The following is a 15,044-nucleotide window of genomic DNA, read 5'->3' on the forward strand; positions in this document are numbered from 1 at the left end:
GCATCGTCCCTCCATGCCTAAGCTCTCCGCGCCCACTTGGTGAGGTCTCGCTCCCGGCCCATCAGTGCCAGGCCCGAGGCGATGGATTCCAGTTCGCTGCCGCTCTCGATCTTCGAGGGCTCGAAACGGCGGTGGAAGATGTCGCGAACCGCCGGCACCAGGGACGAGCCCCCGGTCAGGAACACCCGGTCGATCTGCCCGGCGTCGAGCCCCGCGTCGACCAGGGCCTCGTCGACCGCCTTCTCGATCAGGCCCAGCTCCGGGGCGATCCAGCCTTCGAACTCAGACCGCGCCACGTCCCTGGTGATGGAGATGGTCCCGGCCTCGAACCGGAATTCGGCGCTCTCCTGCGAGGACAGGGCCTCCTTCAACTTGGAGATCGAGCGGTAGAGCATGTAGCCGTAGTTCTCATCGAGCACCTCGACCAGCCGCTCGATCTTCTCCGGCTCGACCGCCTCGCGGACCAGTTTGCGGATGTCGCGCATCTCGCGGCTGGCCCGCATCAAGGCCAGCTGGTCCCAACGCGCGAAGGTCGAATAGTAGCGGTTGGGGATCGGCAGCACCTTGCCGAACGAGGTGTAGCTCGAGCCCTTGCCGAGCTGCGGCGAGACCAGGTTGTCGATGATCCGGTAGTCGAAGGCGTCGCCGGCCACCCCGACCCCGGACCGACCGAGCGGCGTGGAATGGATCTCGCCGCCCTCGCGGGTGAAGCGGATGATCGAGAAGTCGCTGGTGCCGCCGCCGAAGTCGCCGACCAGTACGGTGGCGTCCTCGGTCAACTCCCGGGCGAAGAAGAAGGCCGCCCCGACCGGCTCGTAGGAATAGAGGATCTCGGTGAAGCCCAGCCGCTCGAAGGCGATCTCATAGCGGCGCAGGGCCAGCTCCTCGTCGGGCGCGCCGCCCGCGAAGGTGACCGGCCGGCCGACGATCACCCGCTTGGGCAGCTGCGCCATGTCGTCGCCCGCGTGGTCGCGCAGCTTCAGCAGGAAGGCCGAGAGCAGGTCTTCGAACAGATAGCGGCGACCCAGGATCTGGGTCTCGCTGAAGCTGGCGGAGGCCGCGAAGCTCTTGAAGGACTGGATGAACCGCGTCTCCAGCGGGTCTTCGACATAGGCCTCGATGGCCCAGGGGCCAGCCTCGACCTCGCGCTCCTTCGGCCGCTCGGCCGGGGCGTGGAAGGAGATCGCCGAGCGGAAGGCGAAGACTTCCTTCTCCGGCGCGGGGAAGCGCACCAGATGGGCCGGGCCCTCGGCCCCTGCGAGCGCGATGACGGTGTTGGTCGTGCCGAAATCGATGCCGATGCTGAGATCAGCCATGTCGCGCTCATTTCTCTTTTCTTGGAGCGCGACGGCCGCCGAAACCGGCTTCCACTTTCGGCTGTCGCGCTCTTCAAGGGGTGTGGACGACGCATCGTCCACACCCCCGAGAGCGGACGATCCGTTTAGTTGGTGGTCAGGACCACGCTCACGAGGCCGAGGCCTCGGCGATGTCCTGCTCATAGGCGGCGAGCGTCGCCATCTGCAGGACCCGAGAGACCGAGGCGGACAGCGGTGCGATCTGCACCGACTTATCCATGCCCAGCAGCAACGGTCCGATCACCGTGGCGCCGCCCAGGGCCTGGACGAGCTGGGTCGAGATCGCCGCCGAATGGATGGCCGGCATGATCAGCACATTGGCCGGGCCGGTCAGGCGCATGAACGGATAGTTGACCCGCTTGCTCGGGTCGAGAGCGAGTTCCGGCGGCATTTCGCCCTCGTACTCGAAATCGACCTCCATCTCGTCGAGGATGGCGACGGCGTCGCGCACCTTTTCCGAGCGCACGCCCATCGGATTGCCGAAGGTCGAGTAGGACATGAAGGCCACGCGCGGCACATAGCCGAGGGTCTGCACGGTCCGGGCCGCCTCCATGGCGATCTCGACCAGTTCCTCGGCCTCGGGCATCTCGGTGACATTGGTGTCGGCGATGAACAGGGTATGGCCCTTGGCCAGCACCACGCTCATGCCCATGACCCGGCCGCCAGGCGCCGGATCGATCACCCGCAGCACTTCTTCCAGCACCTGGTCATAGGAGCGGGTCACCCCGGTCACCATGCCGTCGGCGTGTCCCAGCGCCACCATGCAGGCGGCGAAGGAGTTGCGGTCCTGATTGATCAGCCGCTGGACGTCGCGCTTCAGGTAGCCCTGGCGCGACAGCCGCTCATAGAGGAAGTCCACGTACTCGGGGTTCCAGTGGGAAACCCGGGCGTTGATGATCTCCAGCTTGGTCTCGTCCAGGTCGAGGCCGGCCGTGAGCATGTTCTCGCGGACCAGTTCCTCGCGGCCGACCAGGACCGCGTGGCCAAGGCCGGCGGCTTCGAAGGCGTGCGCCGCGCGGATCACCGTCGGCTCCTCGCCCTCGGCGAAGACGATGCGCTTCTTCGGGGCCTTCAGCACCGCGCCCTGCAGCTTCTGCAGGAAGGCGGCGGTCGGATCGAGCCGCTGGGCCAGCGACGCGCGATAGGCGTCCATGTCCTCGATCGGCTTGCGGGCGACCCCGGTGTCCATCGCCGCCTGGGCGACGAAGGGCGGGATGTAGGACAGCAGGCGCGGGTCGAACGGGGTCGGGATGATGTACTGCGGGCCGAACTTCAGCTGGGTGCCGTGATAGGCGGCGGCCACTTCGTCCGGCACGTCCTCGCGGGCCAGGGCGGCCAAGGCGTTGGCGCAGGCGATCTTCATTTCCATGTTCACGCGGCGGGCGCGCACGTCCAAGGCGCCGCGGAAGATGTAGGGGAAGCCCAGGACATTGTTGACCTGGTTGGCGTAGTCGCTGCGCCCGGTCGCCACGATGGCGTCGGGACGCACCGCATAGACCTCTTCGGGGGTGATTTCCGGATCGGGATTGGCCATGGCGAAGATGATCGGCTTGGCCGCCATCGTCTTGACCATCTCCTGGGTGACCGCGCCCTTGGCCGAGAGGCCCAGGAACACGTCGGCGCCGACCAGCGCCTCGGCCAGGGTCCGCTTGTCGGTGTCGACCGCGTGGGCCGACTTCCACTGGTTCATGCCGGTCGGACGGCCGTGATAGATCACCCCGGTGTTGTCGACGGCGATGCAGTTCTCGGGACGCACGCCCATGGCCTTGATCAGCTCGAGCGAGGCGATACCCGCCGCGCCGGCGCCGCACAGCACGACCTTGACGTCCTTCAGCTCACGCCCGGTGATGGCGCAGGCGTTCATCAGGCCCGCCGCCGAGATGATCGCCGTGCCGTGCTGGTCGTCATGGAAGACCGGGATGTCGAGCAGCTCCTGCAGCTCGGTCTCGATCCGGAAGCACTCCGGGGCCTTGATGTCCTCGAGATTGATGCCGCCGAAGGTGACGCCGATGTTCTTCACCACCGTGATGATCTCGTCGGGATCGGTGGCGCTGACCTCGATGTCAATCGAGTCGACGTCGGCGAAACGCTTGAAGAGGACGCTCTTGCCCTCCATCACCGGCTTCGACGCCAGGGCGCCGAGATTGCCCAGGCCCAGGATCGCGGTGCCGTTCGAGATCACCGCCACCAGGTTGCCCTTGGAGGTGTAGTCGTAGGCCGCTTCCGGATCTTCAGCGATCTTCAGCACCGGCACCGCGACGCCCGGCGAATAGGCGAGCGACAGGTCCCGCTGGGTGGCCATCGGCTTGGTCGGCACAATGGCGATCTTTCCCGGCGTCGGGTACTTGTGGAAGCTCAGCGCTTCTTCATCGGTGAAGGTGCGTTTTTCAGCGTCGCTCATTGGGGGCGGCGTGTCCTCGTGGCGCGTGTTTGGGTCGGCCAACCTATAGGGCGGCCATTGCGCTCACAACACCTCTCAGGTGTCGGCGTGAGCGTTCTTTTCCTTGCTCGCGCTCGGTCAAACGCGGCGCGCGAACACCGTCGACGCGGCTATTTTTCAGCCGCTTGCGCCATGCTCCGGGCATAGCGTGAGCTGGAACCGTCGGTTCTGAGCATGATCAACGCGCCGTCCTCGAACCGCACGCGCCGCAACGGGGCGCCCTCGACCACGAACAGTCCGCCCTGATCGAGCGGCTTCAGCGTCGCTTCCGGCCGCCGCCCCTGGCGCAGCACCAGCCGCTCGCCCGCCGTAGTGACCCGATAGGCGCCGTAGTCACCGGCATAGGCCGCCAGTTTGCCGGGCTCCACGGCAGGCGCGTCGGCCAGCGCCTCCAGCGCCCAGCGGTTCTCCACGCTCGCGGCGCCCGGCGCGGCGGCCAGCTTGGTCAAGGCCAGGCTCTGGGCGCGGACCAGGGCCAGTTTGGCGGGAACCTCGACGTCAGGCGCGACGCCGGCTTCCTCCCAGTTCTTGCCGGTGATCGGGTTGATCGGCGTGCCGCTGGACACAAAGACCCGCAGCCCATCGCCGACCTCGACGTCGCCGCCGGGATTGGCCGCGCCGGCCGAGCGCTCCCCGACGACGATCGCGCGCTTGGCCGACTTCAGGGTGTAGGCGAAGCTCTCGGCGGCCGAGCCGGTGCGGCCGCTGACCAGCACATAGAGCGGGGTGTCCAACCGCCTAGGCTCGGTGATCGCCACCGTCGGGCGCTCGGTGGAGTCCGGCTCGCCGCGGGTCTTGAAGGTGTTGTAGACATTGGCGTCGGCGGCGACGAAACGCCCGACCAGATAGCCGACCATGGCCGGGGACCCACCGCCGTTCTCGCGCAGATCGAAGATCACTGCATCGGTCGAAGCGACCAGGGCCAGGGCCGCATCCGCCGTCTTGCGGGCCGCCTCGTCGCCGGGCGTGAAGTCGGCGAACTCGCTCACCTCCACATAGCCGATATTGCCCGGCAGCACCTCGGCGCGGCGGAAGCCATAGTTGATGCGGCGCAGGTGCTCGGCATAGGCGCCCGGACCCGCGCCTTGACGTCCAGCCTCGGCCGGCGCCGGCGGCGACCAGCTGACCCGGAAATGGCCATCCAGCGGTGACAGCCGGGTGGTGAGGGCGACGGCGAAATCGCTAGGATTGGTCAGGCCGTCGTACTTGCCCCGGCCAGCCTCGGCGCGCAGATCGCGAGCGATCCGCCCGGCCCTGGCCTCGTCATAGAACTGGGTCTGAATCACGCTGGCGATCTTCTCGACCGCCGCCCGCGGCTTGATGGCCTGGGCCTGCGCCAGAGCCGGCGCCGTCAGGGCCAAGGAAAGCCCCAGGATCGAGGCGAGAAGGGTCTTCATGCGAGGTCCAGCTCCACGTTCATTGAGCGATGTTCTGCGCAAGCTTGGCTATTTTGCGGCGACCAGGTCCATCTGGCGACCATGATCTCCAAACCCGGCTCGTGGCGCGCCGGCCTTGACCCCGTCGCCAAGGCCAGGACACTAACGCCTCGTGTTCGCGTGCCTCGGAGAGTTTCCCCTGACCAACCCCATCGATATCGCCGTCGCCGGCGCGCTCGGCCGCATGGGTCAGGCCGTGGCCGCCGTGATCGAGAGCCGCGACGACGCGCGTCTCGCCGCCCGCTTCGACCGTCCCGGCGCTGTCGGCGAAGGTCTGGTCGATGTCGACGCCGCCCTCGCCGCGGCCCAGGTGGTCATCGACTTCACCACCCCGGCCGCCTCGGTCGCCCTGGCCCAGGCCGTGGCCGTACGCGGCGGGCCGGCCCTGGTGATCGGCTCCACCGGCTGCTCGGACGAACAGCTGGCCGCCATCGCGCAGGCCGCCAAGTCGGTCGCCATCGTGCACGCCGGCAACTACTCGCTGGGCGTCAACATGCTGATGGGCCTGGTGGCCAAGGCCGCCCAGGCGCTCGGCCCCGAGGCCTATGACATCGAGATCTTCGAAGCCCACCACAAGCGCAAGGTCGACGCCCCGTCGGGCACCGCCCTGATGCTCGGCCAGGCCGCCGCCGAAGGCCGCGGCGTCAAGCTGGACGATGTCGCCCAGCGCGGCCGCGACGGCATCACCGGCCCGCGCCGGGTCGGCGACATCGGCTTTTCCGTCATGCGCGGCGGCGACATCATCGGCGAGCACTCGGTGACCTTCGCCGCCGAGGACGAAATCCTCACCATCAGCCACTCGGCCCGCGACCGGGGCCTGTTCGCCCGCGGCGCGGTGGTGGCCGCCCGCTGGGTGGCCGGCAAGCCGCCGGGCCTCTACGACATGCAAGATGTGCTGGGCCTGAAGGCGTGACCGATCTCCTCGCCCGCGACGCCACGGCTCAGCTGTCGGCGCTGAGGGCGAAGGATATTTCGGCGGTCGAGCTGCTGAAGCTCTCCCTGGCCCGGCACGAACAGACGCATCAGACCCTGAACGCCGTCGTCACGGCCGATCTCGGCCGGGCTCTCGACACCGCCCGGGCCATGGACGACCTGCGCGCCAAGGGCGCCTCGCTCGGTCCCCTGGCCGGCCTGCCGATGACCATCAAGGACGCCCTCGACGTCGCCGGCATGGCGGCGTCGTCAGGCGTCGAGCTGCTGCGGCGGCGCAAGCCCCAGGACGCCGTGGCCGTCGGTCACGTCCGTCAGGCCGGCGCGGTGATCTGGGCCAAGACCAATGTCCCGGTGATGACCGCCGACTGGCAGAGCTTCAACCCGCTCTATGGCACCACCAACAATCCCTGGGACCCCGCCCGCACACCCGGCGGATCGTCGGGCGGCGCGGCCGCGGCGCTGGCCGCCGGGGTCACCGCCCTGGAGATCGGCTCGGACATCGGCGGCTCGCTGCGCGTTCCGGCCAGCTTCTGCGGCGTCTTCTCCCACAAGCCGACCTGGGGCCTGGTCTCGCAACTGGGCCACGTGCCTCCGGCCCCTGGAACCCACGCCGAGCGCGACCTCAACGTCATCGGCCCGATGGCCCGCTCGGCCCGCGACCTGCGTCTGCTGCTGTCGGTGCTGACGGCCGGCGTGCCGGCCAAGGCCGAGGTCGCCGATCTCTCGCGCCTCAAGATCGGCCTGTGGCTGGAAAGCTTCCCCCTCGACCCGGAGGTCGCCGCGGTGATCGAGGTGCTGGGCGCCCAGCTCTCGGCGGCCGGCGCCGAGGTGCGGCCAATCTCCAGCCCGGTGTCTGCGGACCAGTTGACAGCCGCCTACCAGACCCTGCTCGGCGCGGTGCAGGCCACCGACATGCCGATCAAGGCCCAGACCTCGCTGCGGCGGATGCGCGGGGTGGCGGGCCTGGCCCTGCGACTGGGCGCCGGCCCGCAATCCTGGGCCGGACTGGCCCGCGCCTACGCAGCCACCCACGCCGAATGGATCGCCGCCGACGAGGTCCGCGCACGCCTGAAGCAGACCACCAACGAGGCCTTCGCCGCCTTCGACGTGATCCTGGCCCCCGTGGCGCCGGTCGTCGCCTTCCCTCACGACCACCGGCCGTTCATTCGGCGCAGGCTGACGACCTCCGAAGGCCAGGCGCTGCCGTACGCAACGATGTTCAACTGGATCGCGCTGGCCACCGCCTGCCATCTGCCGGTGACCACCATTCCGGCTGGTCTAGCGGCCAGCGGCCTGCCGGTCGGCGTCCAGATCATCGGCCCGCACGGCGCCGACTCCCGCACCCTGGCCATCGCCCAGGCCATCGACGAGCGCCTGGGCGGCTTCATCGCCCCGCCGATGGGGTAGGCCCCACCCCGCCAGAAGTTGTGCGACCACAATCCTTGCGCGTACAGACGACCGACCTGTAGGTTCGGCGCGGGGATATGGGGGAAACACAATGCGCCTGATGTTGGCGGCCGCATCGGCGGCGCTCTTGACCGTGGCCGCTCAGGCTCACGCCGCGCCGCCGCCGGCCTCGGCTTTCGGACGGGTCCCGGCCGTGGTCGACGCCACCATTTCGCCGGACGGCAAACGCGTCGCCATCCTTGGCGGAACCTCGGACCAACGGTTCGTCTCCATCGCCACCATCGATGATCCCGCCCTGCCGGTGCTGCCGCTTGGCGACGCCGAGGTGGTCGGGCTGTCCTGGGCCGGCAACGACCACGTCCTCGCCCGCGTCGGATACTGGGAGAAGTACGGCCCAAGGCTGGCCTACCGCTTCGAGCGGAACGTCTCCATCACGCCTCAGGCTAAGGCCGTCGCGCGTCTGCTGGACGGTGACGCCTTCTCCCAATACCTCGTCGAGCAGCCCGTCCTGGGCACATCGCCCGGTCCACCGGCCCAGGTGTTCGTCATGGGCCTCCTGCCTGGCGAGGCCGTCGGCGGCATGGACACCCGCATTCAGCGCAAGGGCGAGGAAGGCTATGTCTCAGCGCTATTCAAGGTCGATCCCGCGACCGGAAAAGGGGTGCGGATAGAGCGCGGCGATTCCGACACGATCGGCTGGGAGCTGAATACCGCAGGCGAGCCGCGCGTACGCCTCGACATCGACGAGCTCAGCCATCGCTTCACGGTCTACGCCCGCGGCGCCAGAGCCGGGCAGTGGACGGTTCTGTGGGACGGCGGCGATTTCGACAGCCGCCGGCGTTACCTCGGCTATTCGGCCCCGGAAGACGCCATCTATCTGTTCCTGGACGGCGCCGTGATCCGCAAACGCGTCAGCGACGGCGCGATGGAAACGGTCAGCCAGATCCCCGCCGACACCTCGCCGCGCCTGCTCTGGGACAGTCGCAGCCTTGGGGCCTTCGCCATTCTGACCGGAGGCGAGAAGCCGGCTTACCACTGGCTCGATCCCGAGATCGGCGCGGTCCATGCCGCCCTTACGAAGGCCTTCAAGACGCAGGACGTCTGGCTGTACGAGTGGTCGGCCGACCGGACGCGCTTCCTGGTCCGCGTGAGCGCGCCCTCCTCGCCGCCGACCTGGCACCTCTTCGACAAGATCCGAAAGGAACTCTCTCCGCTCGGGGACGAGTACCCAGACCTCAGGGGCGTAACGCTCGGCCAGACCCAGTGGATCACCTACAAGGCCCGCGATGGGCTTGAGATTCCGGCCTACCTCACCCTGCCGCCCGGCGCGGGGCCAAACGACAAGTCTCCACTGATCGTCCTGCCGCATGGCGGGCCGACCAGCCGGGACGTCTACGACTTCGACTATCTGGTGCAGTTCCTGGCCACGCGAGGTTATGCGGTGCTGCAACCGCAGTTCCGAGGCTCATGGGGCTTCGGCGCCGCTTTCGAAAAGGCCGGACAGGGCGAATGGGGCGGCAAGATGCAGACCGACCTGCTGGACGGCGTGGCCGCGGTCGCGGCCACCGGCCAGATCGACGCCGGCCGGACCTGCATCGTCGGCGGAAGCTTCGGCGGCTACGCCGCGCTGGCCGGCGCGACGCTGCACCCTGACGCCTATAGATGCGCGGCCTCGATCGCCGGCATCGCCGACCTCGGTTTCTTCCTGGTGCAAAGGCAGCAGCTCTATGGGGAGAGTTCAGGCACGATCGGCGAGCTTCGGACAGCGCTCGGCGCCGCCTCGAAGGACAAGCTGGCGGCCACCTCTCCCGCGCGACTGGCGGCGAACATCAAGACGCCGATCCTGCTCATCCACGGCGACAGGGACACCATCGTGCCGCCGGAGCAGTCGCAAAAGATGGTCGATGCGATGAAGGCGGCGGGCAAGCCGGTTGAGTATGTGGTCCTGGAAAACGAGAACCACTACCTGACCCGGTCGGCCACCCGGACGCAGACGCTGGAGGCGCTCGAAGGCTTCCTGGCCAAGCACCTGCCGGTCACGAACTGATCGACTGGCGGGCGTGTGACCCTGTCGCGCGCCTGACCGCCTTGAGGCGGCGGCCGGCATCTGGCATTCCGCCGCTTCAATCTCGTTTCCAAGGGCGACCGACCATGACTGAACCGCGCGGCGTGACGCCCCTGACGGCCGCCTTCAAGCGCTGGGAGGGCAACCACGACCTGCCCCTGCCCGCCTACGCCACCGCCGGCGCCGCCGGGTTCGACTTCCGCGCCGCGACGCCCGAGGGCGAGACGGTCAGCATCGAACCGGGCGCGCGGCGGCTGATCCCCACCGGCTTCGCCGTCGCCCTGCCGATCGGCTACGAGATGCAGATCCGTCCGCGCTCAGGCCTGGCGGCCAAGAACGGCGTCTCCATCGTCAATGCGCCGGGCACGGTCGACTGCGATTATCGCGGCGAGATTTCGGTCTGCCTGATCAATCTGGGCGCCGAGACCTTCCACGTCCGCCGCGGCGACCGGATCGGCCAAGGCGTCATCGCCGCCGCGCCGCAATGGACCCTGATCGAGGCCGACGAACTGGACGACACGGTCCGCGGGGCCGGCGGTTACGGTTCCACCGGGGTCTGAACCCCGTCGCTTGACATCTGTATACAGTAGGCGAGAAAGTCCCCTCACGCTTCCCTAGAGCCTCAAGGCCGGGACGCCCGTGCAGGCCCTCATGGCCCGCAGGTGCAGGAGCGATCAGGGGGCGATCCATGCGAGGCGTTTTGTTGGCGGCCGTTCTCGTGGCCAGCGCCGGGGTCGGCATGGTCCAGGCCCAGACCCGCGACACGCCGACCAATCCGTTCGCCGCCGATCCCGCCGCCGTCGGCGCCGGACGGGAAGTCTTCGAAGGGACCTGCTCGGCCTGTCACGGCCCGGGCGCTTCGGGCGGCCGCGCGCCGGCGCTGAACACCGGGCGCTTCACCCGGGGCGGCGAAGACTTCGAGCTTTTCACCACCATCCAGGACGGCGTGCCCGGCACGGAGATGCCGTCGTTCAAATTCATCTCGCCCCAAGAGACCTGGAAGGTCGTCAGCTATCTGCGCAGCTTGTCCGGCGGCGGCGGCGCTCCCTCTTCAGGTCCAGTCCCCGTCGCCTCGGCCGAAGCGGTTCAGCGCGGCGAGGCGGTGTTCTTCGGCAAGGGCCAATGCTCCACCTGCCATGAGGTGAACGGCCGCGGCCTGCATCTAGCCTCCGACCTCTCAGGCGCCGGATCCAGCGACGCCAAGGCCCTGCGCACCGGCGTCCTGCACGCCTTCCCACCGCGCCGTGGCGGCCCGGCCGCGCGCTATGTCGACGTGGTCAGGGCCGACGGCTCGCGGGTCGGCGGCCTGGTCCGCGGCGAGGACAGCTTCAGCCTGCATCTGCTGCAGGCGAGCGGCGAGCTGGTGATGCTCGACCGCGCCAAGCTGACCTCGATCACCAACCGGCCAGGGAACGGCTACCCCGCCGATGTCGCCCTGCGCCTGGGGGCTGAGGAGGTCGACGACGTCATCGCCTATCTGTCGCGCCAGAAGGGCCGCGACGTGACCGGCGCGCTCTCGCCGCAAGGCCCCGCCGTGCTGCCGGCCCAGCGGCTGCTGAAGGCCGCGGCCGAACCGGACAACTGGCCGACCTACTGGGGCGACTACACCGGCAAGCACTTCTCCGAATTGACGGAGGTCGACGCCGGCAATGTTGGAACCTTGCAGGCCAAGTGGGCCGCCCAGCTTCCCGGCCAATCGCCGCTGCAGGCCACGCCCATCGTCGTCGACGGGATCATGTACGTCTCCGGACCGCCCGGCGACGTCTACGCCTTCGACGCCCGCACCGGCCTGCAGATCTGGAAATACTCGCGCAAGCAGGACGTCACCAACCCCTACCAGATCAACCCGACCAATCGCGGCATCGCCGTGCTGGACGGCCGGGTGTTCATGGGCACGCTGGACAATCTGCTGATCGCGCTGGACGCCCGCAGCGGCCGGCCGCTGTGGGAGCGGCGGATCGCCGACACCCTGTTCGGCTACACCATGACCGGCGCGCCCCTGGCCCTGCCGGGCAAGATCATCGTCGGCGTCGGGGCCGGCGAGTACGCCATCCGCGGCTTCCTGGAAGCCTACGACCCGGCCACCGGCAAGCGACTATGGCGCTTCGAGCCGATCCCCGGGCCGGGCGAAAAGGGCAACGAGACCTGGGCCGGCGACTCCTGGAAAACCGGCGGCGGCGGCACCTGGCTGACCGGCAGCTACGACCCTGAACTGAAGCAGCTCTACTGGGCCATCGGCAATCCGGCCCCCAGCTTCAACCCGCACATCCGCAAGGGCGACAACCTCTACACCAACTCGGTGGTCGCCCTGGATCCGGAGACCGGCAAGCTGAAGTGGCACTACCAGTTCACGCCCAACGACAGCCACGACTGGGACTCGGTTCAGGACCTGGTGCTGACCGACCGGGTGGTGAACGGCCAAATGCGCAAGGTCATGCTGCACGCCGACCGCAACGGCTTCTTCTACATGCTGGACCGCACCAACGGGCGGTTCCTGTCGGGCGCGGCCTTCGTGCATCAGAACTGGAACGACGGCTTCGACGCCAAGGGCCGGCCGAAGGTTCGCCCCGAGTCCGTCGCCACGCCGGACGGCGTGCCGATCTATCCGGCGGTGGGCGCCACCAACTTCCAGGCGCCGTCCTATGACGAGAAGGCCGGGGTCTTCTACCTGGCCTTCCAGGACGCCGAGGGCTTCGCCGGCTACGGTCCCGCCGAGGTGGAGAAGGGCAAGCTCTACACCGCCCCGCGCCGCCTGCCGGCCCCGCCCGCCTCACGCGCGCCGATCCAAGGCGTCCGCGCCCTGGACGTCGCCACCGGCAAGGCGCTGTGGAGCTTCCCGCTGACCCGCAACTCCCTGGCCGCCGGCGTGCTGGCCACCCGCGGCGGGGTGATCTTCGCCTCATCGGCGGAGGGCTCGTTCCTGGCGCTCGACACCAAGAGCGGCTCTCCCCTGTGGCGCTTCAAGACCGGCGGCGGGATCTCCGGCTCGCCGATCTCCTACGCCGTCGACGGCCGCCAATACGTCGCTGTCTCGGCCGGCAACATCGTCTACAGCTTCGCCCTCCCTGGGGATGTGAAATGACCCGTATCGCGCTCGCCGCTCTGTTCGCCGCCACGGCGCTGTCCTCGGCCCAGGCCGCCGAGCTGCCGCTCAAATTGCTGATGATCGATGTCGAGGGCGGGGCCGCGACCCTGTTCGTGACGCCGGAGGGCAAGTCGATCCTGGTCGACGCCGGCTGGCCGGCCGGGGCCGGCGTTCCGCGCCCGCCGGAAGGCGCGCAGCCCGGGCCGCCGCAGCCCTCCAGCGCCGAGCGGATCGTCGCCAAGGCCAAGGCGGCGGGGGTGACCAAGATCGACTACCTGATCGTCACCCACTACCACATGGATCATGTCGGCGGGGTCCACGACCTGCTGGCCCGCATCCCGGTCGGGACCATCATCGATCACGGCCCGAGCCGCGAAGAGACGCCGGCGACCATGACCCCGGCCCAAGCGGCGAACATGCCGGCCAGCCTCTACGCCGGTTACGAAACCGCCGCCGCAAAACTCCATCGCTGGGTGGTGAAGCCGGGCGACGTCCTGCAGACCGGATCGCTGAGGATCACCTTCGTCGCGGCCGACGGCCAGGTGCTGAAGACCCGGCTGCGCGGGGCCGGCGGCAAGACCGCCTTCTGCGACACCACGCCCGACAAGGACGCGATCGGCGGCGAGGAGAACGTCCGCTCGACCGGCTTCGTCGCCACCTATGGCAAGGCCCGCATCCTCGATCTCGCCGACCTGACCTGGAACCAGGAAAAGGCCCTGGTCTGCCCGACCAACATGATGGGGCCTTCCGACGTGCTGATCGTCTCCCACCACGGCTCGGCGCTGAGCAGCAGTCCGCCGCTGATCGCCGCGGTCGCCCCGCGCGTGGCCCTGCTGGCCAACGGCGCGCGCAAGGGCGGCGACAAGGTGGTGCTGGACACCCTGAAGGCGGCGGCCTCCAAGCCCGTCGTCTGGCAGTCGCACTTCGCCACCCGCGAGCCGGACGGCAACCGCCCGGCCGACTACATCGCCAACCTCGACACCTGGCCCGACGCCGGCCACTCCATCGAGGCCGAGATCTCCAAGGACGGAACCATCAAGGTGGTGAACGCCCGCAACGGCTTCACCGAAACCTATCGGCCGAACTAGCGATCAGGGCTTGGGTGCGGGCCCGACCGAGACGCCCCAGGGGCTCTCGCCGACCTTCACCCGGCTCATGACCTTCAGGTTCTTGGCGTCGACGACGGAGACGTCGTTCGACGGGCCATTGGCGGTGTAGATAAACTTGCCGTCCGGGCTCGCGCCGATGCCCCACGGCCTCTGCCCCACCGGCTCCTCGCGCAAGACTTTCAGGCTGGCGACGTCGATGCTGACCAGGGTCCCGCCCCGGCCGGTGGACACGAACAGCGTCTTGTTGTCGGGCGAGACCACGGCGCCCATCGGCCGGGCCGCCTCGCCCTTGATCGCGATCGAACCGACCGCGACATGCTTGGCCGTGTCGATCACCGTGACCACGCCGCCGGTCTCGCCAGGGACATAGGCGCGCGATCCGTCGGGCGAGAACGCGATGTTGCGTGGCCGCGATCCGACCTCGATCTTGGCCAGCGGCCTGTGGGTCACGGTGTCGACGATGGTGACCGCATGGTCCTCCTCGGAGGTGATATAGACGTTCTTTCCGTCGGGGCTCACGGCCACGCCCTCCGGCTCGCCGCCGGCCGGGATGCTGGCCAGCGGTTTGCCCGCGGCGTCCCAGATGACCAGGGTCCCGGTGTCCTCGCTGGCGATGAACAGCAACTTTCCGTCCGGCGACACCACCACCTGTTCGGGGTCGGACACCCCGCGCAGCACGGTGACCAGTTTCAGGGTGGCGGTGTCGAACACGCCAATGCCGTCCGCGCCCTTGTCGGCCGGCGGCAGGGTGCTCTCATCGACGCCCGGCGGGGTGATCGGCGAGCCGGACAGGGCCACGAACAGCAGCTTGCCGTCGGCGCTCAGGCTCGACCCGCGCGGCCGTTTGCCCAGCGCGACCGTGGCGATGATCTTGTTGGACGGGGCCTCGATGACGGTCAGGTCGCCCGACCGCTCATTGGTCACATAGACCCGCCAGATCTGCGGCGCGGTGACGGCGGCAGGGGCCTGGTCGCTGGTCGGCCCTCCACATGAGGCCAGGACCAACGCCGCGACCCCGACAACCGCGGCGCGAGCCAGCAGCATAGATTTCGACCCAGGCATTGCGCCCTCCCAGATTATGACGTCCACGGACGAACCGCCGGCCAGGCTTTGAGCGCAAAGGCTCGGAGAACCGACACTCTGGACCCGATAGGGCGCCAGCCGTTCTCGGTCCGGCTTCAAGCCCGTTCCGCGATACGACGATTTTCAACCGG

The 15,044-nt window shown here is 68.9% G+C and carries 10 protein-coding genes; 6 read left to right on the plus strand and 4 right to left on the minus strand.

Annotated features, from left to right (window positions below; genetic code table 11):
- Positions 1-17 precede the first annotated feature (17 nt).
- The 3 genes from ASE02_RS16155 to ASE02_RS16165 all read right to left on the minus strand — a co-directional run bounded on the left by ASE02_RS16155 (position 18) and on the right by ASE02_RS16165 (position 5,192).
- A complete protein-coding gene (locus ASE02_RS16155; protein ID WP_056735564.1) occupies positions 18-1,316 on the minus strand; it encodes an Hsp70 family protein in 1,299 nt (432 codons plus the stop codon).
- A 148-nt stretch (positions 1,317-1,464) separates the two neighbouring features.
- Positions 1,465-3,756, minus strand: coding sequence for an NADP-dependent malic enzyme (locus ASE02_RS16160; protein WP_056735565.1), 2,292 nt, complete (start codon positions 3,754-3,756; stop codon positions 1,465-1,467).
- A 149-nt stretch (positions 3,757-3,905) separates the two neighbouring features.
- Positions 3,906-5,192, minus strand: coding sequence for a S41 family peptidase (locus ASE02_RS16165; protein ID WP_056735566.1), 1,287 nt, complete (start codon positions 5,190-5,192; stop codon positions 3,906-3,908).
- A gap of 151 nt (positions 5,193-5,343) precedes the next feature.
- On the opposite strand from ASE02_RS16165, the gene dapB reads away from it, so the two are divergent.
- From dapB to ASE02_RS16195, 6 genes are all read left to right on the plus strand, one after another.
- Complete coding sequence (gene dapB / locus ASE02_RS16170; protein ID WP_369818575.1) at positions 5,344-6,144, plus strand: 4-hydroxy-tetrahydrodipicolinate reductase; 801 nt, start codon at positions 5,344-5,346, stop codon at positions 6,142-6,144.
- On the plus strand, positions 6,141-7,571 hold the full coding sequence (locus ASE02_RS16175; RefSeq protein ID WP_056735567.1) for an amidase family protein: 1,431 nt from the start codon (positions 6,141-6,143) through the stop codon (positions 7,569-7,571). The genes dapB and ASE02_RS16175 overlap by 4 nt, the downstream gene beginning before the upstream one ends.
- A gap of 91 nt (positions 7,572-7,662) precedes the next feature.
- Entirely contained in the window at positions 7,663-9,618 is a 1,956-nt protein-coding gene (locus ASE02_RS16180; RefSeq protein WP_056735568.1) for a S9 family peptidase, read from the plus strand.
- Positions 9,619-9,722: 104 nt separating this feature from the next.
- Positions 9,723-10,196 (plus strand): dUTP diphosphatase, encoded by a 474-nt coding sequence (dut, locus tag ASE02_RS16185; protein WP_056735569.1) that lies wholly within the window; start codon positions 9,723-9,725, stop codon positions 10,194-10,196.
- A gap of 143 nt (positions 10,197-10,339) precedes the next feature.
- Positions 10,340-12,718 carry a PQQ-dependent dehydrogenase, methanol/ethanol family gene (locus tag ASE02_RS16190; RefSeq protein ID WP_162257190.1) on the plus strand — a complete coding sequence of 793 codons (2,379 nt, stop codon included), beginning with the start codon at positions 10,340-10,342 and terminating at the stop codon, positions 12,716-12,718.
- Positions 12,715-13,809 carry a ComEC/Rec2 family competence protein gene (locus tag ASE02_RS16195; RefSeq protein WP_056735571.1) on the plus strand — a complete coding sequence of 365 codons (1,095 nt, stop codon included), beginning with the start codon at positions 12,715-12,717 and terminating at the stop codon, positions 13,807-13,809. The genes ASE02_RS16190 and ASE02_RS16195 overlap by 4 nt, the downstream gene beginning before the upstream one ends.
- 3 nt (positions 13,810-13,812) lie before the next feature.
- Here ASE02_RS16195 and ASE02_RS16200 read toward each other — a convergent pair whose 3' ends face one another.
- A complete protein-coding gene (locus tag ASE02_RS16200) occupies positions 13,813-14,874 on the minus strand; it encodes a beta-propeller fold lactonase family protein (RefSeq protein ID WP_056735572.1) in 1,062 nt (353 codons plus the stop codon).
- Between the last annotated feature and the right edge of the window lie 170 nt (positions 14,875-15,044).

Source organism: Phenylobacterium sp. Root700, from assembly GCF_001429025.1.
GTDB lineage: Bacteria > Pseudomonadota > Alphaproteobacteria > Caulobacterales > Caulobacteraceae > Phenylobacterium.

Excerpts from the sequence above, each read along its gene's own strand:
- ASE02_RS16160 (WP_056735565.1), bottom strand. The coding sequence starts at position 3,756 with ATGAGCGACGCTGAAAAACGCACCTTCACCGATGAAGAAGCGCTGAGC.
- ASE02_RS16200 (WP_056735572.1), bottom strand. The coding sequence starts at position 14,874 with ATGCTGCTGGCTCGCGCCGCGGTTGTCGGGGTCGCGGCGTTGGTCCTG.
- ASE02_RS16165 (WP_056735566.1), bottom strand. The coding sequence starts at position 5,192 with ATGAAGACCCTTCTCGCCTCGATCCTGGGGCTTTCCTTGGCCCTGACG.
- ASE02_RS16180 (WP_056735568.1), top strand. The coding sequence starts at position 7,663 with ATGCGCCTGATGTTGGCGGCCGCATCGGCGGCGCTCTTGACCGTGGCC.
- ASE02_RS16195 (WP_056735571.1), top strand. The coding sequence starts at position 12,715 with ATGACCCGTATCGCGCTCGCCGCTCTGTTCGCCGCCACGGCGCTGTCC.
- dut (WP_056735569.1), top strand. The coding sequence starts at position 9,723 with ATGACTGAACCGCGCGGCGTGACGCCCCTGACGGCCGCCTTCAAGCGC.
- ASE02_RS16155 (WP_056735564.1), bottom strand. The coding sequence starts at position 1,316 with ATGGCTGATCTCAGCATCGGCATCGATTTCGGCACGACCAACACCGTC.